Source organism: Bradyrhizobium ingae, assembly GCF_055791185.1.
The window spans coordinates 150,305-171,546 of record NZ_JBVUBB010000016.1 but is presented as its reverse complement, the minus strand read 5'-3'; the positions used below and the strand labels follow the sequence as shown (position 1 = coordinate 171,546).

General features: G+C 64.0%; 19 protein-coding genes. 11 read left to right on the top strand and 8 right to left on the bottom strand.

What is annotated here, in order from left to right:
* Positions 1–26: 26 nt before the first annotated feature.
* The 5 genes from ACV1FX_RS23060 (at position 27) to ACV1FX_RS23040 (ending at position 2,807) form a co-directional block, all read left to right on the top strand.
* Positions 27–500, top strand: coding sequence for a chemotaxis protein CheW (locus ACV1FX_RS23060; RefSeq protein WP_473119854.1), 474 nt, complete (start codon positions 27–29; stop codon positions 498–500).
* Between the two features lie 30 nt (positions 501–530).
* Positions 531–917 carry a response regulator gene (locus tag ACV1FX_RS23055; protein ID WP_027554928.1) on the top strand — a complete coding sequence of 129 codons (387 nt, stop codon included), beginning with the start codon at positions 531–533 and terminating at the stop codon, positions 915–917.
* Between the two features lie 47 nt (positions 918–964).
* Positions 965–1,849, top strand: a complete 885-nt coding sequence (locus tag ACV1FX_RS23050; protein ID WP_473119853.1) for a CheR family methyltransferase — start codon at positions 965–967, stop codon at positions 1,847–1,849.
* Entirely contained in the window at positions 1,846–2,160 is a 315-nt protein-coding gene (locus ACV1FX_RS23045; RefSeq protein ID WP_212402411.1) for a PilZ domain-containing protein, read from the top strand. The genes ACV1FX_RS23050 and ACV1FX_RS23045 overlap by 4 nt, the downstream gene beginning before the upstream one ends.
* A gap of 143 nt (positions 2,161–2,303) precedes the next feature.
* The gene (locus ACV1FX_RS23040; protein ID WP_473119852.1) at positions 2,304–2,807 is read left to right on the top strand and encodes a response regulator; all 504 of its coding nucleotides are present in this window, start codon (positions 2,304–2,306) and stop codon (positions 2,805–2,807) included.
* A 24-nt stretch (positions 2,808–2,831) separates the two neighbouring features.
* On the opposite strand, the gene ACV1FX_RS23035 is transcribed toward ACV1FX_RS23040, so the two are convergent.
* Positions 2,832–3,164 (bottom strand): hypothetical protein, encoded by a 333-nt coding sequence (locus ACV1FX_RS23035; protein ID WP_473119851.1) that lies wholly within the window; start codon positions 3,162–3,164, stop codon positions 2,832–2,834.
* 150 nt (positions 3,165–3,314) lie between these two features.
* Here ACV1FX_RS23035 and ACV1FX_RS23030 point away from each other — a divergent pair, with 150 nt between their 5' ends.
* A complete protein-coding gene (locus tag ACV1FX_RS23030; protein ID WP_473119850.1) occupies positions 3,315–3,950 on the top strand; it encodes a response regulator transcription factor in 636 nt (211 codons plus the stop codon).
* Positions 3,951–4,088: 138 nt separating this feature from the next.
* Here ACV1FX_RS23030 and ACV1FX_RS23025 read toward each other — a convergent pair whose 3' ends face one another.
* From ACV1FX_RS23025 to ACV1FX_RS23015, 3 genes are all read right to left on the bottom strand, one after another.
* Positions 4,089–7,685 (bottom strand): PAS domain S-box protein, encoded by a 3,597-nt coding sequence (locus tag ACV1FX_RS23025; protein WP_473119849.1) that lies wholly within the window; start codon positions 7,683–7,685, stop codon positions 4,089–4,091.
* Positions 7,663–8,082, bottom strand: coding sequence for a response regulator (locus tag ACV1FX_RS23020; RefSeq protein ID WP_473119859.1), 420 nt, complete (start codon positions 8,080–8,082; stop codon positions 7,663–7,665). Before ACV1FX_RS23020 ends, ACV1FX_RS23025 begins: the two co-directional genes overlap by 23 nt.
* A 194-nt stretch (positions 8,083–8,276) precedes the next feature.
* Entirely contained in the window at positions 8,277–8,993 is a 717-nt protein-coding gene (locus ACV1FX_RS23015) for a GntR family transcriptional regulator (protein ID WP_473119848.1), read from the bottom strand.
* A 95-nt stretch (positions 8,994–9,088) separates the two neighbouring features.
* On the opposite strand from ACV1FX_RS23015, the gene ACV1FX_RS23010 reads away from it, so the two are divergent.
* From ACV1FX_RS23010 to ACV1FX_RS22990, 5 genes are all read left to right on the top strand, one after another.
* Positions 9,089–10,120, top strand: coding sequence for an ABC transporter substrate-binding protein (locus ACV1FX_RS23010; RefSeq protein ID WP_473119847.1), 1,032 nt, complete (start codon positions 9,089–9,091; stop codon positions 10,118–10,120).
* A 4-nt stretch (positions 10,121–10,124) separates the two neighbouring features.
* Complete coding sequence (locus ACV1FX_RS23005) at positions 10,125–10,886, top strand: ABC transporter ATP-binding protein (RefSeq protein ID WP_473119846.1); 762 nt, start codon at positions 10,125–10,127, stop codon at positions 10,884–10,886.
* A gap of 11 nt (positions 10,887–10,897) precedes the next feature.
* Positions 10,898–11,761 (top strand): ABC transporter permease, encoded by an 864-nt coding sequence (locus ACV1FX_RS23000; protein WP_473119845.1) that lies wholly within the window; start codon positions 10,898–10,900, stop codon positions 11,759–11,761.
* The gene (gene araD, locus ACV1FX_RS22995; protein ID WP_473119844.1) at positions 11,758–13,494 is read left to right on the top strand and encodes an L-arabinonate dehydratase; all 1,737 of its coding nucleotides are present in this window, start codon (positions 11,758–11,760) and stop codon (positions 13,492–13,494) included. Before ACV1FX_RS23000 ends, araD begins: the two co-directional genes overlap by 4 nt.
* A 146-nt stretch (positions 13,495–13,640) precedes the next feature.
* On the top strand, positions 13,641–14,360 hold the full coding sequence (locus ACV1FX_RS22990; protein WP_473119843.1) for a ribonuclease activity regulator RraA: 720 nt from the start codon (positions 13,641–13,643) through the stop codon (positions 14,358–14,360).
* Between the two features lie 181 nt (positions 14,361–14,541).
* On the opposite strand, the gene ACV1FX_RS22985 is transcribed toward ACV1FX_RS22990, so the two are convergent.
* The 4 genes from ACV1FX_RS22985 to ACV1FX_RS22970 form a co-directional block, all read right to left on the bottom strand.
* The gene (locus ACV1FX_RS22985) at positions 14,542–16,641 is read right to left on the bottom strand and encodes a S9 family peptidase (protein ID WP_473119842.1); all 2,100 of its coding nucleotides are present in this window, start codon (positions 16,639–16,641) and stop codon (positions 14,542–14,544) included.
* A 269-nt stretch (positions 16,642–16,910) separates the two neighbouring features.
* Positions 16,911–18,098, bottom strand: coding sequence for a pyridoxal-phosphate-dependent aminotransferase family protein (locus ACV1FX_RS22980; RefSeq protein WP_473119841.1), 1,188 nt, complete (start codon positions 18,096–18,098; stop codon positions 16,911–16,913).
* 127 nt (positions 18,099–18,225) lie between these two features.
* Positions 18,226–18,951: a thermonuclease family protein gene (locus ACV1FX_RS22975; protein ID WP_473119840.1), complete on the bottom strand. Its 726-nt coding sequence runs from the start codon at positions 18,949–18,951 to the stop codon at positions 18,226–18,228.
* 157 nt (positions 18,952–19,108) lie between these two features.
* The gene (locus ACV1FX_RS22970) at positions 19,109–20,839 is read right to left on the bottom strand and encodes a hypothetical protein (protein WP_473119839.1); all 1,731 of its coding nucleotides are present in this window, start codon (positions 20,837–20,839) and stop codon (positions 19,109–19,111) included.
* Between the last annotated feature and the right edge of the window lie 403 nt (positions 20,840–21,242).

Below are 21,242 nucleotides of genomic sequence, written 5' to 3'. Positions count from 1 at the left end.
CGTAAAGGGGACGAGGAGAGACATCCATGAGCAGCAAGACCCAATCCGCCGAAGGCGCCATGGTCGAATACGTCACCGCGATGATCGGCGGCCAGCTCTTCGGCCTGCCGATCTCGCGCGTCCAGGATGTGTTCATGCCGGAGCGCGTCACCCGTGTGCCGCTGGCCTCCCGCGAGATCGCCGGCGTTCTGAACCTGCGCGGCCGCATCGTCACCGTGGTCGACATGCGCGCGCGCCTCGGCCTGCCCAAGGCCGAGGACGGCAAGGTGCCGATGGCCGTCGGCGTCGACCTGCGCGGCGAGTCCTACGGCCTCCTGATCGACACGATCGGTGAGGTGCTGCGCCTGCCCGAGGACGGCAAGGAGGAGAACCCCGTCAACCTCGACCCCCGCATGGCCAAGCTTGCCGGCGGCGTCCACCGCCTCGACGGCCAGCTCATGGTCGTCCTCGACGTCGATCGCGTCCTCGAGCTCGAAACCAAAGTGCAAATGGCTGCGTGAGCCCAACAACATCGAAGCCGGAGAATCAAAATGAAAACATGTTTGGTCGTCGATGATTCCAGCGTCGTGCGCAAGATCGCGCGCCGCATCCTGGAAGGCCTGGAATTCGAAGTCACCGAAGCCGAGGACGGCTCGAAAGCGCTGGAGATCTGCCAGCAGAAGCTGCCCGACGCGGTGCTGCTCGACTGGAACATGCCGGTCATGGACGGCTTCGAATTCATGGGCCACATGCGCCGCCTGCCCGGCGGCGACCAGCCCAAGGTGGTGTTCTGCACCACCGAGAACAACGTCGCCCACATCGCCCAGGCGCTCAGCGGCGGCGCCAACGAATACATCATGAAGCCGTTCGACAAGGACATCATCGCCGACAAGTTCGCTGAAGTCGGCTTGATCCCGGTCGGACAAGCCTTTGCTTAAATCTTCCTAGCCTGAGTGTTCCCGGTAATCCTGCGAGAGGCTGCCCTGTGACCCCGCCCGAGTATGAGTATCTGCGGAAGTTCCTGAGAGACCATTCCGGTCTCGACCTGTCTGCCGACAAGCAATATCTGATCGAGAGCCGGCTGCTGCCGCTCGCGCGCAAGGCCGGCCTCTCCGGCATCGGCGAACTCGTCCAGAAGCTGCAAGCTGGATCGAGTGCGCTGGTCACCAGCGTGGTCGAAGCCATGACCACCAACGAGACCTTCTTCTTCCGCGACAAGGTCCCGTTCGATCATTTCCGCGATACGATCATGCCGGAAGTGCTGAAGGCGCGCACGGCGCGCCGGAGCGTGCGGATCTGGTGCGCTGCCGGCTCGACCGGACAGGAACCCTATTCGCTGGCGATGAGCCTGAAGGAGATGGGCGCGGCGCTCACCGGCTGGCGGGTCGAGATCATCGCCACCGACCTGTCGCAGGAGGTCTTGGAGAAATCCAAGGCCGGCATCTACAGCCAGTTCGAGGTGCAGCGCGGCCTGCCGATTCAGCTCCTGGTCAAATATTTCAAGCAGACCGGCGAGACCTGGCAGATCAATCCCGAGCTGCGCGCCATGATCCAGCATCGGCAGCTCAATCTGCTGCACGACTTCTCCCAGCTCGGCACCTTCGACGTGATCTTCTGCCGCAACGTGCTGATCTATTTCGACCAGGAGACCAAGATCAACATCTTCAACCGCCTCGCCCGTCAGGTCGAGGGCGATGGCTTCCTGGTGCTCGGGGCGGCGGAAACCGTTGTCGGACTGACCGACACCTTCCGCCCGATTCCGGAGCGCCGCGGCCTCTACAAGCCGAACGACGCGCGCAGCGCCGGCGCAAAGCCCGCGATTGCCGGGGCGCCTCCGAGGACCACTGCAATGGCAGGACTGCGCGCATGAGCGAGGATGGCAAGGGTGCGGAACGCGTGACGTTCAGCCGCGGCTATGATGTCTGCATCATGGCGATCGACGGAACCTGGCGTCGCGATTGCAAGCTCAACGCAATTTCCGACACCGATGCCATCCTGACGGTTGAAGGTTCGATCCAGGGTCTGAACCTCAAGGAATTCTTTCTGCTGCTGTCCTCGACAGGCCTTGCCTATCGCCGTTGCGAGCTGGTGCGCGTCAACGGCGCGGAAATGGACATCCAGTTCTTGCGCGGCAAGAACAAGAAGAAGCGCGCCGCTGCGGGCCATGACGCGACGGTCTGAGCGCGGCAAGGGCCTCCCGCTCTCCTTCTTAACGCGTTGTGTCGGATTTGCCGGAAACATCCGATTGAATTCGCGGCCTCCGTTTTACGTGGCCTAAGTGCGCGCAATATATGAATTGCCGGTCTCAATCGCAGGACCCGGTAATGCCAAGAAGCTCCTTCTCCTCCCTCCCGTCAAATCAGTCCGATGCCGGCGAACGGCGCCCGCTGCAGCTTCTGGTCGTCGATGACGACGCCACTCAGCGCAGCCTGATCGCGGTCGCAGCCAGGCAGGCCGGCCATGAGGTGACGGTAGCGCCCTCGGTTTCGGAGGCGGTCAACCAGCTTCGCGCGCGCCGCTTCGACTGTGTGACGCTCGATCTCGTGCTTGAGGACGGCGACGGCATCGAGGTGCTGCGCGTGATGTCGGAGGCGAAATTCGCGGGCTCCGTGATCGTCATCAGCGGCATGGATGGCCGGCGCCGCAGTGCCGCCCGAAATTTTGCTCGCTCGGTGGGGATCGAACTGCAGAGCCTGCCGAAGCCGCTCGATCTCGCGGTGTTGCGCATCAGCCTTGCCAATCTGGGCAAGACTGCGATGGGGCTGCCGACGATGCATACCTGGGGCGGCGTCGCCACCGATGCAATCGTGGAGCGCCACCGCGCTTAAGACGCGCGGGGGTGCGGATCGGCCTCAGCCGATCAGGGGCGGCTGCCGCACCATTGCGGTCCCAATTTCGGCTGATTGGCCGAAATCCGATAGTGATTCCAGCGCAAGGTCGAGGCCGGCCCAGCATTCGCCGAGCGCTGCGCGTGCCGTGGCGTAGCGGGGCGTAACGTCATCCAGCACGAAGACGTCGGTGGAACCCGGTGGCTCGCACGCGTGCTCCAGCGTGATCGCGGCCTCGATCAGGCGCAGACTGGTCTCGATTTGCGCGATCAGAGAGCGAAGATCGGCAGCGATCAACTGACGGCTGTCGAAAATGGTCGCTGTGACAAGCGGGGCCGTGCCAGCTGAATTTTGCATGGATATACTCCGTCCCCAGTCATTAGGCACTACGCCGCTACTTGTGCGTTAACTTCATGTCCCGTACAAATGCGGGTGGGCCGAATCCGTGCCGGACGCCACAACGCTTGGTGCGGACGCGAGTCTTCTCATGCCGGATGGACGTGGCACATGGCCGAAAAAACCTCTCGTGGCGAGATCTTCGTGGTCGACGACGATCCTGCCGTTCGCGACACCCTCTCGATGGTGTTGAAGGCGGCAGGCTATGAGGTGATCTGTTTTGCCGACGGCGCCGCGCTGCTCGCGGTCGCGCGAAACCGCACACCGGCCGCGATCCTGCTCGATGTCCACATTCCCGGTAAGTCGGGCCTCGATATCCTGAGGGAATTGCACGGCGAGGATTATCCCGCGCCGATCTTCATGATCTCCGGGCAGGGCGATATCTCGATGGCGGTCAGCGCCATCAAGAACGGTGCGCTCGACTTCATCGAGAAGCCGTTCCGCGGCAGCGAGATCGTCAACCGGCTCGACGAGGCGATCGGGGCGTATGCACGCCGGCAGGCCGAGAACGCTTCGCCCAAGTTCGGCCAGCTCCACTTCCCCGGGCGCGAGCCCCTGACCCGGCGTGAGCGCGAAGTGCTCGAGCAGTTCGCCGCGGGTGCCTCCAACAAGGAAGCCGGCCGCACGCTCGGAATCAGCCCGCGCACCATCGAGGACCATCGCGCCAACATCATGAAGAAGCTCGGTGCCCGCAACGCGGCCGACCTGATCCGCATCGTGATGACGGCCGCGCAGCGCGCGTCGTAGATTGCTCTCGTACCCCGCGCAGCGCATCGTGCAATGATGCGCTGCTGAGCCGGGGCCCATGTCTCCAATTCACGGCAAACAGTTTTGGGTCCTGGCTCTGCGCCTCGCTTGTCCGGGACACGTGAGTTGCGCGCGAATTCAGCCGTCCAGCGCCTTGCGCAAAATCCTTGCGAGATCCGACTTGCGATACGGCTTGGCCAGCAGCAGCACGCCGGAGTCCAATCGTCCGTGATGGATGATCGCGTTCTCGGTATAGCCTGAGGTATAGACCACCTTGAGATCCGGCCTCGTCTTCAGGATCTCGTCGGCGAGCTGCCGGCCGTTCATCTTGCCCGGCATGATGACGTCGGTGAACAGCAGATCGAACGGCTTTCCGGCCGCAACGATTGCCACCGCATCAGCCGCATTGGCCGCTTCCAGCGTCGCGTAGCCCAGCGAATGCAGCTGCGCCAGCACATAGTCGCGCACCAGGCGGTCGTCCTCGACCACCAGGATCGTCTCGTCTCCGCCCTCGATCGTAGCCGAGGACAAGCCTTCGCCGCGCGCAGTCGCCGTGGTGCCGGGCGGCAGGTACATCTTGATCGTCGTGCCGTGTCCTTCCTCGCTGTAGATCCTGATATGGCCGGCGGACTGCTTGATGAAGCCATAGACCATGGAGAGGCCGAGCCCGGTGCCCTTGCCGGGTCCCTTCGAGGTGAAGAAGGGATCGAATACCCGGTCCAGGAGCTTTGCCGGAATCCCGGTGCCGGTGTCGCTGACCGCGATCAGCACGTAGTCGCCGGGGCGAATGTCGTTGATGTCTGCGTAGGCCTCGTCGAGATAGGCCGCGCCCGTCTCCAGGATCAGCTTGCCGCCGTTTGGCATGGCGTCGCGGGCGTTGAGCGCCAGGTTGAGAAGGGCGGTGGTGAGCTGATTGGGATCGACGATCGCCACGCAGCTTTCCGCCTCGAACACGGATTCGATCTGGATCTGCTCGCCCAGCGTCGGACGTAGCAGCTTCGCCGTGTCGACGATCAGCGAATTGACGTCGATCTCGCGCGGTTGGAGCGGCTGTTTGCGCGCAAAGGCGAGCAAGTGCTGGGTAAGCTCGGCGCCGCGCCCTGCGGCCTCATCGATCATCCTGGTGATGGCGGCAAGCTGCGGCTCCTTCTCGACCGCTTCTGCCAGAATCTCGATCGTGCCGGTGATCACGGTGAGGATGTTGTTGAAATCGTGCGCCACACCGCCGGTGAGCTGGCCGATCGCCTCCATCTTCTCGGCGTGGCGCATGCGCTCGTCGGCCGCGATCTTGTCGGTGAGGTCGCGGTAGAACACGTTGAACAGCAGGCCTTCGCGGCGGTTCAAGGCGGTGACGCTGAGCTCGGCCTTGAATTCCTTGCCGTCGCGCCTTCGGACCATCATCTCGCGCCGGCGCTCGACCAGCCTGCCGTCTCCCGCGCTCACGAAGCGTTGCAGGCCGGCTCTGACCGTTTCGCGTTCGCTCTCGGCGACGATCAAGTCGACGTTGTTCCTGCCCAGCGCCTGATCGCGTCGCCAGCCGAACAGCCTTTCCGCCTGCGAATTCCAGGCCAGGATGATCCCGTTCTCGTCGGTCTGGACGAAGGCATCGAGCGATGTCTCGATGATGTTGCGGGCAAGCTGCTCGCTCTCACGCAACGATTCCTGTGCAAGCCGGGCTTCGGTCATGTCGCGCCCGACGAAGTAGAAGCGCTTCATCTCGGCAGACCACGTCCCCAGCCACGAGAGCCAGACCTCGTGCCCGTCCTTGTGGATGCAGCGGCTGTCGGCGAGCTTCGGCCGTTCGCCGCGCCGCAGGGCCCGCATGTCCTCGCGAGACCGCTCCAGATGATCGGGATGAATGAAGTCGGCGCCGCTGCGGCCAACCATCTCTTCCGGGCGATAACCGAGAATGGCTTCCGAGCTTGGACTGATCTGGGCGACAAAGCCTCGCGCATCCATGATCATGATCAGGTCCTGCGAGGCGTCGAAGATCCGTCGGCGTTCCTCGAGCTGCTGTCGCAGCGCCCGTTCGGTGCGTCTGGCTTCGGTGATGTTGCGGGCCGACCCGGAGGCTCCGATGATTTCGCCGTCGGGACCCTTGATCGGCGACAGGCTGAGGGCGATCTCCACGGGGCTGCCGTCCTTGCGCAGGCGCACCGTCTCGAATCGTTCGATCGACTCGCCGCGTGCGATCCGTCGCAGATAATCCTTGCCGTGCTCGCGCCGGTCGGCAGGCACGATGATCGATGTGTGCTGGCCGATCGCCTCGTCCGCCGAATAGCCGTAGAGCCGTTCTGCTGCCGGATTCCAGCCGGTGATGATGGCGTCGAGCGACTGCATGACGATCGCATCGTCGGAGGATTCGACCGCGGAGCTGAACAGGCGCTCGCGTTCCGCATGATGGCTTCGTGCGGCCTCGGTCCGGCGGTGCTCGCGAACCTCGCGTTCGAGAGCTGCGGTCTTGGCCTGCACCTCCGCTACCATCTGCGCGAAAGCCCGTGCCAGTGCGCCGGTTTCGCCCGGCGCGTCGACTGGAATGGTGATCTCGCCGCCTCGGCCGACGGTCTCGACGGCGCGCGTCAATTGCACGACCGGCCGCGTCAGGGTTCGCGCCAGCAGGATCGCCAGCACTGCCGCACCGAGCACCGCAATCAGGCCGACGGAGAGCGTCGTGTCCTGGATCGCAGCGGCAAAACGGGCGAATGTCGAGTTGGGAGCAATCTCGATGATTCCGAGCCACTCTTTGCCGGCAAGTAGCGCCGGCGCGAAAGCTGCGCCGCCAAACCGGCCTCGCACATCCTTGATGACCTGGGCAGCGCCTTTGCTGGCTCCGATCAGCCCCGCAAAGTAGGGAAAGTCCTTTACCCAATTGTTGGTCGCGCCGTGCGAAAGGCCGAACTCGCGGCTGGCGTCGGGATGCACGATGTAGTCGCCGCGCGCGTTCACGACGTAGAGCTGCTCGCCCGGACGGACCAGCGAACGGAGACGCTCCAGCGCAGGACGCATATCGACGTTGACGAGGATGATTCCGAACGGCTTGCCGTCCGGCGTGAACAGCGGCGAGGCTACGCGTAACGTCGGTGCGTGGACCGTCGTCGTGCCGCCCCGATCGCTCGCCGGTTCGAGTTGCGAGACGTAGATCTCGCCCGGAGGAAGGCGGATCGTCTCCTGGAAGTAGGTGCGTTCACCCTTGCGTTGGAGCTCATCATTCGGAACGATCCGCGCCGAGCCGCTGGGGCCGGTGCGGTCCACCCGGATCAGCTCCGGCTCGCCCTCCTCAATGCCGATGATGCGAAACTGCGCGTAAGCAGGCTTGGAATCGATCTCGGCGGCAAGACGCGCCGCGAGACGGTCGCGCCAGGTTTTTTCCGACACGCCATCCAGCGTATCGGTCCCTCCGGCAAGATGCGCGCGGATCAGGCCGTTGAGAGCGGCGGCTGCGCGGTAGCCGGCGATATCGCCGCGCGCACCGGCGACATAGCCTTCGAGGTCGGATGCAAGCAGCCGCGAATGGGTCTCGAGCCGGTCGATCACCCGCGGCAGGACGGCCTGCTCGACGCTCCAGAAGCTCAGCCAGCCCACTGCGGCCACGGTCACCGCAACCAGCAGGATCATGGCGATAGCGAGCCGCGTCGCCAGTGTCATGTCGCGCTTTCCGCCATTTCGGGTGCGATTCCGCTTGTCCTGGTGCGCCGCAGAACCGCTGCCCTCATCATCTGCCGCCGGTGCTGGCATCAGGAATCCTTGGCTTCCCCGCCTGGAGGCAATCGTCGACGGTCGCGAGCAGTGCCTCGGGGCGGAACGGCTTGGGCAAGCTCGCGACCGCGCCGAGCTTGGTCGCCATCTTCAGGAAATCCGGCTCGGCATAGACGTCGGGCGCGGCCGACCGGCCGGAAATCACGATGATCGGCACCGCCGGTGCACGCGCCCGGGTATGCCGCATCATCTCAAGTCCATCCATTCCGGGCATGAAAATGTCCAGGAACAACAGGTCGAACTGACTAGCCTCGAACAGTGCAAGGCCCTCATGGCCGTCGCCGGCGACCGTCACGCGATGGCCGGCCTTCTCCAGCAGCAGCCGGATTGTCATCTGCACGGCCGGATCGTCATCCACGATCAGGATGTTGGCCAAGTTCCAGTCCCCCCGAGCCCGGTCCAGGTCGACCATGTCGATCGAAGCAGGGAATACGAAATTGTTGCGCGGATTCCGCGTAACCTGCAAGCACTTCGCGACGATGGAATGTGCCTTGTGGCGCGGCTCGGAAGCGAGCGCCTATATAAATGATTGTATTATTTGAATATAACAATCATTTCTTGCATGGCGATCTAGTCGCTCAGATATTCCGGATAGCGCGCCCGGATCTTGTCGAGCTCGCTGAGCGTACCTGACAGATGCGTGCGCAAGTGCTGCTGCGCGGCATCGGGATCGCCGGCTTCGATCGCGCGGGCGATCAGCCTGTGGTGCCGCACGATGTTCTGGGCCTTGCCCGGGGAGGGCAAATGTAGTCGTCGCAAACGGTCGATATGTCCGCTGCGGCTGCGCACCAGGGTCCAGAGCTCCTGCTTGCCGGCGGCGGCATAGAGCTCGGCATGGAAATCGTTGTCACCGGCGATGAAGCTCTCGAAGTCCCCGGCCTTGGCGCATTGCTGCTGGAGCGCGATCGCGTGGTCGAGACGGGTGATCAGGGCTTCGTCATGACTCTCCGCGAGCAGCCGCACGATCTCGAGTTCCAGCGCCTGGCGCAGAAAATGCGCCTGCTGGGCGCGGCCGACATCGACGCGGCTGACCACCGTCGCGTGCTGCGGAAAGACGTCGACGAGCCCTTCTTCGTCCAGTCGCATCAGGGCGTCGCGTATCGGCGTCGAGCTGACGCCGAACTGCGCGGCAAGATCGGCGCGCGACAGCGGCGAGCCCGGCGGCAGCTCGAGCGCGAGAATGGCGTTGCGCAGCCGCTCGAACACCTGCGGCGCGGCCTGCCGCGCGCGGTCGAGCCGCGCGCCGGGGCGGGATGTTGCGCGAGGCCCCATGTGGGACACTTCCATGGCTTGCTGCTCCGGCGCACTTGCCTTTGATGCACTAATGCATTAGTGCATCAGCAACGCCGCTCGTCAATGCCGGCCGGAGGAAACGAACAACAATGATCAAGCAGTTCCAGCGCGGCCTTGCTGCCGCCGCCCTGATCGCAGTGGTGACTTCCGCTCTGGCCCTGTCGGCGGCCCCTGCGCGGGCGCAGCAGAAATCCGAGATCGCACTCTCACGACAGCCCGGCATCTTCTACATGCCGAGCCACATCATGGAGAAGCTGAAGCTGATCGAGAAACACGCAGCTTCGCTCGGTGTATCCGGAGTCACCACCAAATGGATCACCTTCTCCGGCGGCGGCGCGCAGACCGACGCATTGCTCGCGGGCGGCGTCGACATCCTCAACACCGGAACCGGCAATCTCCTGCTGCTGTGGGACCGCACCCGCGGCGGCGTGAAGGGCATCGTCGCAACGTCGGCCCAGCCGATGACGCTGATCAGCCGCGACTCCAACATCAAATCGATCAAGGATTTTGGCCCTGCCGACAAGATCGCAGTGCCGACGGTGAAGGTCTCGACCCAGGCGATCGTGTTGCAGATAGCGGCCGCCGAAGCCTTTGGCGCCGACCAGTGGTCGAAGCTGGATGCCAACACCGTGCAACTCGGTCACCCCGATGCCTATGCCGCGCTCGCCAATCCCAAGCACGAGGTGCACAACCACTTCTCGATTCCGCCGTTCAGCGTGCTCGAGCTGAAGAACGTGCCGGGCGCGCATGTCGTGCTGAATTCACCCGACGTGATGGGCGGGCCGCTCAGCCAGGCGCAGTTCTTCACCACGACGAAATTCGCCGATGCCAATCCAAAGATCATCCAGGCCGTGCGCGACGCGACCCAGGAAGCGCAGGACCTGATCCGCAGCGACACCAGGCAGGCGGTCGAGATCTACAAGGAGATCACCGGCGACAAGACCTCGGTCGAGGACCTGCTGGATCTGCTCAAGCAGCCCGGCATGATGGAGTGGAATCTCGAGCCGCAGGGCACGATGAAGTTTGCCGCGCACCTGTTCAAGACCGGTACATTGAAGACGCAGCCCAAGGCGTGGACGGACTATTATCTCCCCGTCGCGCACGATCTGAAGGGCAGCTGAGCCCATGGCGCTGCTCGATGTCAGCGGGGTGACGCTGCGCTACAAGACCTCGAGCGCCGTCGTCACCGCGACCGAAAAGGTCTCCTTCACCGTCGACAAGTCCGACCGCTTCGTGCTGCTCGGACCGTCCGGCTGCGGCAAGTCGACTTTGCTCAAGGCGGTCGGCGGCTACATGGTGCCGAGCGAGGGGCGGATGGCAATCCAGGGGCGCGATATCGTCGGTCCCGGCGCCGACCGCATGATGATCTTCCAGGAGTTCGACCAGCTCCTGCCCTGGAAGACGGTGCTCGCCAACGTGATGTTCCCGCTCCTGACCGCGCGTCGGCTGCCGCGCAAGGAGGCCGAGGCGCGTGCGCGAGCCTATATCGAGAAGGTCGGTCTCACCCGTGTGGTCGATGCCCATCCGCACACGCTCTCGGGCGGCATGAAGCAGCGCGTCGCCATCGCCCGCGGCATGGCGATGGAGCCGGACATTCTGCTGATGGACGAGCCGTTCGCGGCGCTCGATGCGCTGACGCGGCGGACCTGCCAGGACGAGTTGCTCCAGCTCTGGAGCGAGACCAAATTCACCGTGCTGTTCGTCACCCATTCGATCGCGGAAGCGATCCGGATCGGCAACCGCATCCTGCTGCTCTCGCCGCATCCCGGGCGCGTCAAGGCGGAGGTGGTCGATGTCGACCGCGTCTCGAATGACGACGGCAGTGCCGGGCGCCTGGAGAAGGAGATCCACGATCTCCTGTTCGCCGGCGAAGCAACGGCGCATTGAGGGAGCTTCTCATGGGCGAAGCGAGAATCCTGCTGCGAGCCGCGCCGGTTGCGGACGCCGTCAGCGCCGGGGAGCTGGAACGCAAGCTGAGCGTCCTCGAGCTGCTATGGAACGACGGCTTTGTCCGCAAGGCCGTCATCATCCTGTTCCTTGCGGCGGTCTGGGAAGCCTACGGCCTCTACCTCGACAATCCCCTGCTGTTCCCGACGCTGCACGACACCTTCATCACGCTGTTCGAGCGCGTCAAGGACGGCACCATTCCCCTGCGCGCCTGGACTTCGCTCAAAGTGTTGTTCATGGGCTATTCGGCGGGCATCGTACTTGCCGCCATCTTCACGGTGCTCGCGATCTCGACCCGCATCGGCACCGATTTCCTCGAAACGGTCACGGCGATGTTCAACCCGCTGCCGGCGATCGCACTGTTGCCGTTGGCGCTGATCTGGTTCGGGCTCGGCAATGCCAGTCTCGTTTTCGTGCTGATCCATTCGGTGCTGTGGCCCGTCGCGCTCAACACCCATTCCGGCTTCAAGAGCGTGTCCAACACGCTGCGCATGGTCGGCCGCAATTACGGCCTGCGCGGGCTGCCCTATGTGGCGAAAATCCTCATTCCCGCAGCCTTCGGCTCGATCCTTACGGGACTGAAGATCGGCTGGGCCTTTGCCTGGCGTACGCTGATCGCGGCCGAGCTCGTGTTCGGCGTGTCCTCGGGGCAGGGCGGGCTCGGCTGGTTCATTTTCGAGAATCGCAACCTTCTCGACATTCCTGCGGTCTTCGCAGGTCTCTTGACCGTCATCATCATCGGGCTCTTTGTCGAGAACCTGATATTCCGTGCTATCGAGCGGAACACCGTCCAGAAATGGGGTACCCAGTCATGACCAAGAAGAAAACGCCTGACCAGCTTCGCAGCGCACGCTGGTTCGCACCCGACGATATCCGCTCGTTCGGACACCGCTCCCGTGCCATGCAGATGGGCTATGCGCCCGAGGAGTGGAAGGATCGCCCGATCATTGCGATCATCAACACATGGTCGGATGTGCAGCCCTGTCACATGCACTTCAAGTCGCGCGTCGACGACGTCAAGCGCGGCATTCTGATGGCCGGCGGCCTGCCGGTCGAGTTGCCGGCGATCTCGCTGTCGGAATCGCTGCTCAAGCCCACCACCATGCTCTATCGCAATCTGCTGGCGATGGAAGCGGAGGAGCTGCTGCGCAGTCATCCCATCGACGGCGTCGTGCTGATGGGCGGCTGCGACAAGACCACGCCGGCGCTGCTGCTGGGCGCCACCTCGATGAACATCCCGGCGATCTACCTGCCGGCCGGTCCGATGCTGCGCGGCAATTGGAAGGGCAAGACGCTCGGGTCGGGCTCGGATGGCTTTAAATTCTGGGACGAGCGCCGCGCCGGCAAGATTTCCGAAAAGGACTGGGTCGACATCGAAGCCGGCATCGCACGCAGCTACGGCACCTGCATGACCATGGGCACCGCCTCGACCATGACCGCGATCGCGGAGGCGATCGGCATGACGCTGCCCGGCGCATCATCGATTCCCGCGGCAGATGCCAACCACATCCGCATGGCCTCTGAATGCGGTCGCCGCATCGTCGAGATGGTCTGGGAAGACCTGACGCCGAAGACGATCCAGACCCGCAAGGCCTTTGAGAACGCAATTGCCGTCGCCATGGCGATGGGCTGCTCCACCAATGCGATCATCCATTTGATCGCGCAGGCCCGCCGGGCCGGGCAGGACATCGGGCTCGACGATTTCGAGATCGCGAGCCGCAAGGTGCCGGTCATCGCGAACGTGCGGCCGAGCGGCGATACCTATCTGATGGAAGACTTCTTCTACGCCGGCGGCCTGCCGGCCCTGATGGGCCGGATCAAGCAGCATCTGCATCTCGATTGCATCACGGTCAGCGGCCAGACCGTCGGCGAGAACATCGCGGGCGCTGCGGTCTATAATGACGATGTCATCCGCTCGGTCGACAATCCCATCTACAAGGAGGGCGCGCTTGCCGTGCTCAAGGGCAATCTCGCGCCCGACGGCTGCGTGATCAAGCCGTCGGCCTGCGCGCCGCGCTTCCTCAAGCATACGGGGCCCGCGCTGGTGTTCGACGATTATCCGTCGATGAAGAAGGCGGTCGACAATCCCGATCTCGACGTCACCGAGGAACATATCATTGTCCTGCGTAATGCCGGGCCGCAGGGCGGACCGGGCATGCCGGAATGGGGCATGCTGCCGATCCCGACCAAGCTCGTGAAGCAGGGCGTGCGCGACATGGTGCGCATCTCGGATGCGCGCATGAGCGGCACCAGCTACGGCGCCTGCATCCTGCACGTCGCGCCGGAGTCGTATGTCGGCGGCCCGCTGGCATTGGTGAAGACCGGCGATCACATCACGCTCGATGTTGCCGCGCGCACCATCAATCTTGATGTCTCGGACGCGGAGCTCGCCAAGCGCCGTGCGGAATGGAAGCAGCCCGAGCGCCGTTTCGAGCGCGGCTATGGCTGGATGTTCTCGAAGCACATCAAGCAGGCCAATGACGGCTGCGACTTCGATTTCCTGGAGACGGGTTTTGGCGCGCCGATCGGCGAGCCTTCCATCTATTAACGCTGTCATTCCGGGGTGCCGCGAAGCGGCGAGCTATGGTGCGCAATTGCGCACCTGAGAATCCATAACCACGAACGTGAGTATGGATTCCGGGCCTGCGCCGGCCGGGCGCATCCCGCAATGACTAAAGAGAGAGTGAGAACAAAATGTCAAAACTCAGCGACGCCACCCGCAACAAGCTCAAATCCGTCTCCACCGCCACCGTCGCCACCGCGCTGTTCAAGCGCGGCCTGCGCATCCAGATGATCCAGGATGTGCATCCCCTTGGCCCCGATCAGCCGACCATGGTCGGCGAGGCCTTCACGCTGCGCTACATGCCGGCGCGCGAGGATCTCAACACCATCGACGTGTTCAAGGACCGCTCGCATCCGCAGCGCAAGGCGGTCGAGGATTGTCCCCCCGGTGCCGTGCTGGTGATGGACAGCCGAAAGGACGCGCGCGCCGCATCTGCCGGTGCGATCCTGGTGACGCGGTTGATGAAGCGCGGCGTCGCCGGCGTCGTCACCGACGGCGGCTTTCGTGATTCCGCGGAGATCGCCAAGCTCGGTTTCCCCGCCTTCCATCACCGCCCGAGTGCGCCGACCAACCTCACGCTGCACCAGGCGATCGAGATCAACGTGCCGATCGGCTGCGGCGACGCGCCGGTGTTTCCCGGCGACGTCATCCTCGGTGACAGTGATGGCGTGATCGTCATCCCCGCGCATCTCGCCGAAGAGATCGCCAACGAGACGTTCGAGATGACTGCCTTCGAGGACTTCGTTACGGAAGAAGTCGGCAAGGGCCGCCCCATCTTCGGGCTCTATCCGGCGACCGATCCACAGACGCTCACCGATTTCGCGGCCTGGCGCAAGGCGAACGGAAGGTAGCTCGCGCCACGTTCACAATCGTCGTCCTGGCGAAAGCCAGGACCCATTACCCCAGGGAGTAGTTTGGCGACGATCAGTTGTTAAGAAGGTTTGCCGTGGGACTGTCGCCTGCGCTTATCTGATAGATCACGCGCTAAGGGTTCTGGCTTTCGCCAGGACAATATTGGGAGGGCAGTTCAGCTTATACTTCCGCCATCCCAGCCGCCCACAGTGCAAACGCATAGACGATCGCGACTTCATCCAGCCGATCGAAGCGCCCCGATGCGCCGCCGTGGCCGGCGCCCATGTTGGTGCGCAGCAGGACCGGGCCACCACCGCTCATGGTGGCGCGAAGGCGCGCGATCCATTTGGCCGGCTCCCAGTAGGTGACGCGCGGATCGGTAAAGCCGCCCATCGCCAGGATCGCCGGATAGTCCTTTGCCGCAACGTTGTCGTAGGGCGAGTAGGACAGGATGGTGCGAAAATCCTTCTCGCTCTCGATCGGGTTGCCCCATTCCGGCCATTCCGGCGGCGTCAGCGGCAGCGTGTCGTCGAGCATGGTGTTGAGCACGTCGACGAACGGCACTTCGGCGACGATCCCGGCGAACAACTCGCCGGCGCGATTTGCGACGGCGCCCATCAGCATGCCGCCGGCCGAGCCGCCGTGACCAATGATGCGTTTTGCGCTCGTGTACTTTGCCGCGATCAGCGCGCGTGCGCTCGCCGCGAAATCGTCGAACGTGTTGGTCTTCTTCTCGCGCTTGCCGTCGAGATACCAGCCCCAGCCCTTGTCGGCCCCGCCGCGGATATGCGCGATGGCGTAAACGAAGCCGCGATCGACCAGCGATAGGCGATTGGTGTTGAAGGAGGCCGGCATCGCGGCGCCGTAGGAGCCGTAGCCGTAGAGCAGCAGCGGTGCCGTGCCGTCGAGTTTGAGTCCCCGGCGATACAGGATCGAGACCGGCACCTCCGCGCCGTCATGGGCCTTCGCCATGATGCGGGTGGTGACGTAGTCGGCCGCATCGTGGCCGCTCGGAATCTCCTGGCGCTTACGAAGCACGCGCGAGCGCCCGGCCATGTCGTAGTCATAGACCTCAGACGGCGTCGTCATCGACGAATAGGAGAAGCGCAGGTTCGTCGTCTCGAATTCGTAGGAGCCCATTGTGTCGAGCGAATAGGCGGCCTCGTCGAAGGCGATGGCGTGCTCTTCGTTGTTGCCGAGATCGCGGATCACGATCGCCGGCAGCGCGTTGGCACGCTCGAGCCGCACCAGATGGCCGGCATAGAGATCGATATCGATGATATAGATCCCCGGACGATACGGAATCAGATCGCGCCAGTTCTTTCGCTCGGGCGACGCGAGCGGTGCTGTGACGATCTTGAAGTCGATGGCGTCATTGGCGTTGGTGAGGATGAAAAGCTGATCGCCGCGATCGGCGAGGGAATATTGCACGCCCTCTTCGCGCGCCGCGACCAGGCGCGGCGGTGCGTCGGGATTGGCGAGATCGATCAGGCGTTGCTCGGATGTCTCGTGGTCGCCGCCGGCGATCACGCAGAAACGCCCGCTGGTGCTCTCGTGCAGATGGGTGAACCAGCCGGAGTCCTGCTCCTCATAGACCAGGATATCGTCCGACTGCTTCGTGCCGAGCCGGTGTCGCCACACCTGCATCGGCCGGTGATTGTCGTCGAGCTTCACATAGAAGAAGCTCGATGCGTCCTTGCTCCAGACCACGCCGCCGTCGGTTTCCTCGACGAGGTCGTCGAGATCGGCCCCGGTGGCCCAATCGCGCACGCGGATCGAGAAATACTCCGAGCCCTTGGTGTCGGCGGTCCAGGCCTGCAGCTTGTGATCAGGCGAATGCCGGCTGCCACCGAACCTGAAATATTTGTGGTCCCTTGCGAGCGCATCGCCGTCGAGCACGATATGGCTGTCGCCGCCATTGCGCGGCATGCGGCCGAAAAGCTCATGCTGGCCGCCTTCGCGAAACTTGCGGAAATAGGCGAACGCGCCGTCCGGCGAGGGCACGCTGGAATCGTCCTCCTTGATCCGCGAGCGCATCTCGCGCACCAGCGTCTTCTGCAAGGGCGCGGTGTGGCCGAGCAGACTCTCGGTATAGACGTTCTCTTCGTCGAGATAGTTGCGGATGTCGGGATCGAGTTGGGTCGGATCGCGCAGCACCTCCTGCCATTTCGCATCCTTCAGCCAGGCATAGTCGTCGCTCACGGTGATGCCGTGCCGGGTGAACGAATGCGGCCGCCGCGGCGCGACGGGGGGCTTGGTGGGGCTGGCGGTTTTGGTCAAGTCGATCCTCGCGTCAGGGGGCGTGTCTCGCCTTTATATCGGAGCGAAAGTGGGGGATTTAAAGAAGCTCAATGCGGCTGTGGGGCTCGAAGGTCGCGTCAAACTCCGCTGTCGTCCCGGCAAAGGACGGGACCCATACCCCCAGGGAAGAGTTGTCGTACGAGCTGGTAACCCCGAGTCTTCGCCCAATCACATCTTGTGGTAATGGGTCCCGGCCTTCACCGGGACGACATTGGAGTGTTTGGCTTACGCCCAAGCCTCACCCAAGCCTACGCCCCGACTTGCTCGCCGAGATACGCCACTGCCGCCTCCAGCCCGCCCTTGCCGTGCGGAATCTTCAGTGCGTTGAGGCCGACCTCGATCACGCCGAGCGTGCCGAGCAGCATCGGCGCATTAACGTGGCCCATATGGGCGATGCGGAAGGCCTGGCCCTCGAGATCGCCGATGCCGGTGCCGAGCACCACGCCGCATTTGTCCTTGCAATAGCGTTGCAGCACTGCGGGATCATGGCCGTTGCCCACGGTCACGGTGGTCACCGTGTTGGAACGCTCGCTGTTCTCCAGAATGTTGAAGCCGAGGACCTGGCCCTCCGACCACACCGCAACCGCGCGGCGGGCGGCTTCACCGAGCAGGCTATGCCGACGGAATGCGTTCTCAATGCCTTCCTCGTGCAGGAGGTCGATCGCCTGGCGCAGCGCGAACAACAGATGCACCGGCGCGGTGCCGGCATATTTGCGATAATGCTCGGTGCCTTCGCGCTCGCTCCAGCTCCAGTAGGGCGTCGCCATGTTCGCCTTCTTGTGTGCCTCGAGCGCGCGATCGTTCGCTGCGACGAAGCCGAGGCCGGGCGGCGTCATCAAACCCTTCTGCGAGCCGGACATCGCGACGTCGATGCCCCATTTGTCCATCTCGAACGGCATGCAGCCGAGCGAAGCCACGGTATCGACCATGTACAGCGCGGGATGGCCGCTCGCCTTGATCGCCTTGCCGATCGCCTCGATGTCGTTCTGCACGCCCGAAGCGGTGTCGACCTGCACGACGACGACGGCCTTGATCTTGTGTTCCTTGTCTCGGCGCAGGCGCTCCTCGACCTCGTGCGGCCGCACCGCGCGGCGCCAGTCACCCCGCAGCACCTCGACATCAGCGCCCATCAGCGCCGCCGCGTTGCCCCAGCCGATCGCGAAGCGGCCGCTTTCCAGCACCAAGAGCTTGTCGCCGCGCGACAGCACGTTGCTGAGCACGGCTTCCCAGGCGCCGTGTCCGTTGGCGATGTAGATGTAGGACTTGCCCTTGGTCGCGAACAATTTTGAGAGGTCGCTGATCAGGCTCTCGGTCAGATCGGTCATCTGCTTGGAGTAGATGTCGATCGCCGGACGGTGCATCGCCCGCAGCACCTCGTCGGGCATCGTGGTGGGCCCGGGGATGGCCAGAAATTCCCGGCCCGCGCGAACGGTCATTGTTGTTTTTCCTTAATCGATGAAGACGGTCTGGAGGGTCATTGAGCTAGCTTTTACGCGCCGCGGGGAGCCAAGAAAAGCACGTAAAACGCGGGATGATCATGCAGAGCGAGAGCGTCCGGAGACCCTATCGCCGCGTTTCGCGGCATCCAGCGGCCTCGGCTTCCTCGACCGAGCAGAACCAGCGGGTGCCCTTGCTGATCTTCATCTTGATCTGCGCGTACCATCGGCTGGTCGGCTGGTGAAAGATGCATTCCCCGGCACTGTTGACGTTGCCCTTGATGGTGCAATCCGGCGAGGGCGCGACGGGGCCCGAGGCAGAGGCGAGCAGGATCGCATGCGCCCCTTCGGGCGGCTTGGTGGCGCCGAGGATCGTGGTCTTCTTGTTGCGCACGCGCCAGTCCCAGGGGGCGATGAAGGCGCCCTGCCACATGCCGGCCTTGGCCTCGCGCGCGGCGCCTTCATCGGCCTCGTAGTCGCGGGAGATGCGAGTAAAGGCCAGCGCCCAGCCGCTCCGCACCAGCCATTTCTGGATGTCCTCGCCGTCGACCTCGCAGCGCGCCACGGTGCGGCCGCGCCGGTCGATCGACCGCGCATGGCAGACCCAGGTCTTGCCCTCGGTGTATTTGGTCAGCTCGTCGCGTGCCGCCACGCCGCAGGTCCAGCGCTCGCCCTTGGTGTTGAGGCAGAGCTGGTCGGTCGACGGCGCGTCGACGCCGCCGAGGCGGATGCGGGCATTGCCGATCTGGAGTGTATCGCCGTCGCGGATCTTTGCCGTGCCGGTGATGTCGGCGGCGTGCGCCAGCGTCGGCACGGCGAGAAGGGAAATCGCAGCTATGAATTGGCGCAACATGCCGGTCCGCATATGGTAAAAAACCACGATAAGCCGTGCAATTGTGGTCGGCTTTGGGCCGACGGGCCAGCCGTTGCCCAACATATGAGCTTTCAACTTCCTGTCATCGCAGGGTCCAATAGCGAACAGGACTGGCGAACAGGGGACGCGCCATTCGCTATCCGCCACGCACCATTCGCCGCCTCGCCACCGCCAACCCCATCAGCACGAAGGCCGACGTCACCTCCGGCCCGCCGACCAAAATCCGCGTCGGGGTCTTCATCTTGTTCCACTCATAGGCGCGGAACGGGCCGCGGCGGCCGCCCTCGCCGAGAGCTTTGACGATGCAGTTCAGCGCCGGCGCGAAAGTCTTGGGATCAGCGCCGAGATGGCCGAGCGCAATCAAGGCCAGCGCCGCGTCGAACGCATTCATCTCGGCAACCAGCATCTCACCCTGCACATAGCCCAGCACGCGCGCGCGGATGAAATCGAAGGCGCCGTCGGGATCGATCGCAGCCTGGGCTGCCAGCGGCAGCGACAGGAAGGCGGCATAGCAGCGGCCGAAATAGGCGCTGTAGAGCTCGGGCAGATAGTAGATGTGCGAGCGCGGATTGGCGAAGGCGCCGTTTGTCGCCAGCCGCTTCTGGAAGGCGATGATGCGATGCACGGTGGCGAGCCGCGCCGGCGTCTCCAAAACTTTCCACCGCGCAAGATTGCGGAAGGACACTTCGAGGATATCGAGGTTCAGCGTCGGATCGAGATCGTTGCCGTAGGGCCGCTCACCGGCGAGATTGTCGATCCAGGTGGCGACGCCGCCCTCGTAATCGATGTTGTCGTTGAGCGGCACGGTAACGCGCGGCTCGTTGACGCCTTCGCGTACCTGGTAGCCGGCGTAGAAATCGAGCAGCGGTTGGGAGAGGATCGGATCCTCGCAGCCGGCCTGCGTCGCCGCCGAGAACGAGCACGCCGTGGTGTCGCAGTCCGGCACGTAGACGCCGAAGCCGAGGTCCTGCTTGATCTGCGCGAAGAAGCGGGAGAAGCGAGGGTGCGGCGGCGGCGCGAGCGCGGTGATGACGTCGAAGCGCGCGCCATCCGTGCCCTTTACCTCCTCGCGGCTGATGTTGATGCAGAAATCGACCATGTTCGCGATTGCGGTCTTCGCGGCAGCGGCGTCGGTTGGCGAGGCGAGGCCGGTCTCGCCATAGGCGAGCAGCGCCTCGATGAAGAAGGCGTCGTAATAGGCCGAGCGGTGGCGGATCTGCACCGGCTCCCACATCGGCTCGGCGATGCCCCGCCATGGCGGATTGATGATGGCGCCTGCACTCGAGCGCGCGATGAAGACGCGCGCGAGGTTGAACAGCAGCGAGGAGTTCTTGTAGCCGCGCGAGTTCAAGCCGGTCAGCGCCATGATCAGTTCGCGACCGCGCAGGTCGGGATCGCCGATCAGGTTGAACGCGGCATAGGTCGGCAGAAAGCCGTTCTGGCGGAAGCTGCGGAGCAGATGTTGCGCACAGTCGCGGATCACGCTGTCGATCGCCGGGAGCGCCGGCGCTGCGCCGTTGAACGGCAGCGGCGGCGGCCTGGGATGGTCGAGCGCGATGGTGTCGAGGAGGTCGGCGACGGGCCGGCCGACCGCCTCCCAATCAGGTTCGGCATCGTCCCGGGCGCGGGTCAGTGCCGCGCGCAGCCGGGCGAGCCTTGTCTCATCGCGCAGGTCGGGCAGGCCGGCGCGGCGGAGCAGCGCCCGCAGCGCCGGATTGCCGAGCGCAGTCTTGTAGAATTTTGCCAGGTGCGGATCGCCGGTAGCCGGGCCCGCCAGCACGGGATCGCAGACGTCGTAAAGCGAGGGGCCGTCCTTCCGTGCCGTCAGGGCGCGGAAGGCGTGCCCGGCGAAATAATGAAAGCTCATGAATGACCTGGTCGCGCGGGGCCTTGCCTGGGTTCACGGCGCGCTGTCCCGGTAGCGCGCCAATGCCTCCGCAAGTGTTTGAAAAGTGTCACGAATTCACAGGGAACACAAATGTGACCAATATCACAGAAAAAGCCGCCGCTGGAACAGCGCTTTTCTGCCCGAAAAGAGCACCGAAGGATGAGGAAAGCCCGATGTGGTTCGCTCGTAATTAACCAGTGCATTCAGAGGTTTAGCTAAAAAGAAGGGCAATCTATTGCCCCGCGGGCGATATCCGGTTAAGGCTTTATTTGGTGCGGCGCCGCAAATTGCGCGCAATTCGGGGAGACACCCCCGGCCGATCCCTCAAACCTAAAGACGCCATCGCGCTACTCAAACAGGTATGCGCGCCTCGATGGCTCCT

What these genes read in the sequence shown, in the direction of transcription:
- ACV1FX_RS23060 (WP_473119854.1), top strand. Translation starts at nt 27, where the DNA reads ATGAGCAGCAAGACCCAATCCGCCGAAGGCGCCATGGTCGAATACGTC.
- ACV1FX_RS23055 (WP_027554928.1), top strand. Translation starts at nt 531, where the DNA reads ATGAAAACATGTTTGGTCGTCGATGATTCCAGCGTCGTGCGCAAGATC.
- ACV1FX_RS23045 (WP_212402411.1), top strand. Translation starts at nt 1,846, where the DNA reads ATGAGCGAGGATGGCAAGGGTGCGGAACGCGTGACGTTCAGCCGCGGC.
- ACV1FX_RS23040 (WP_473119852.1), top strand. Translation starts at nt 2,304, where the DNA reads ATGCCAAGAAGCTCCTTCTCCTCCCTCCCGTCAAATCAGTCCGATGCC.
- ACV1FX_RS23035 (WP_473119851.1), bottom strand. Translation starts at nt 3,164, where the DNA reads ATGCAAAATTCAGCTGGCACGGCCCCGCTTGTCACAGCGACCATTTTC.
- ACV1FX_RS23030 (WP_473119850.1), top strand. Translation starts at nt 3,315, where the DNA reads ATGGCCGAAAAAACCTCTCGTGGCGAGATCTTCGTGGTCGACGACGAT.
- ACV1FX_RS23025 (WP_473119849.1), bottom strand. Translation starts at nt 7,685, where the DNA reads ATGCCAGCACCGGCGGCAGATGATGAGGGCAGCGGTTCTGCGGCGCAC.
- ACV1FX_RS23015 (WP_473119848.1), bottom strand. Translation starts at nt 8,993, where the DNA reads ATGGAAGTGTCCCACATGGGGCCTCGCGCAACATCCCGCCCCGGCGCG.
- ACV1FX_RS23010 (WP_473119847.1), top strand. Translation starts at nt 9,089, where the DNA reads ATGATCAAGCAGTTCCAGCGCGGCCTTGCTGCCGCCGCCCTGATCGCA.
- ACV1FX_RS23005 (WP_473119846.1), top strand. Translation starts at nt 10,125, where the DNA reads ATGGCGCTGCTCGATGTCAGCGGGGTGACGCTGCGCTACAAGACCTCG.
- ACV1FX_RS23000 (WP_473119845.1), top strand. Translation starts at nt 10,898, where the DNA reads ATGGGCGAAGCGAGAATCCTGCTGCGAGCCGCGCCGGTTGCGGACGCC.
- araD (WP_473119844.1), top strand. Translation starts at nt 11,758, where the DNA reads ATGACCAAGAAGAAAACGCCTGACCAGCTTCGCAGCGCACGCTGGTTC.
- ACV1FX_RS22990 (WP_473119843.1), top strand. Translation starts at nt 13,641, where the DNA reads ATGTCAAAACTCAGCGACGCCACCCGCAACAAGCTCAAATCCGTCTCC.
- ACV1FX_RS22980 (WP_473119841.1), bottom strand. Translation starts at nt 18,098, where the DNA reads ATGACCGTTCGCGCGGGCCGGGAATTTCTGGCCATCCCCGGGCCCACC.
- ACV1FX_RS22975 (WP_473119840.1), bottom strand. Translation starts at nt 18,951, where the DNA reads ATGTTGCGCCAATTCATAGCTGCGATTTCCCTTCTCGCCGTGCCGACG.
- ACV1FX_RS22970 (WP_473119839.1), bottom strand. Translation starts at nt 20,839, where the DNA reads ATGAGCTTTCATTATTTCGCCGGGCACGCCTTCCGCGCCCTGACGGCA.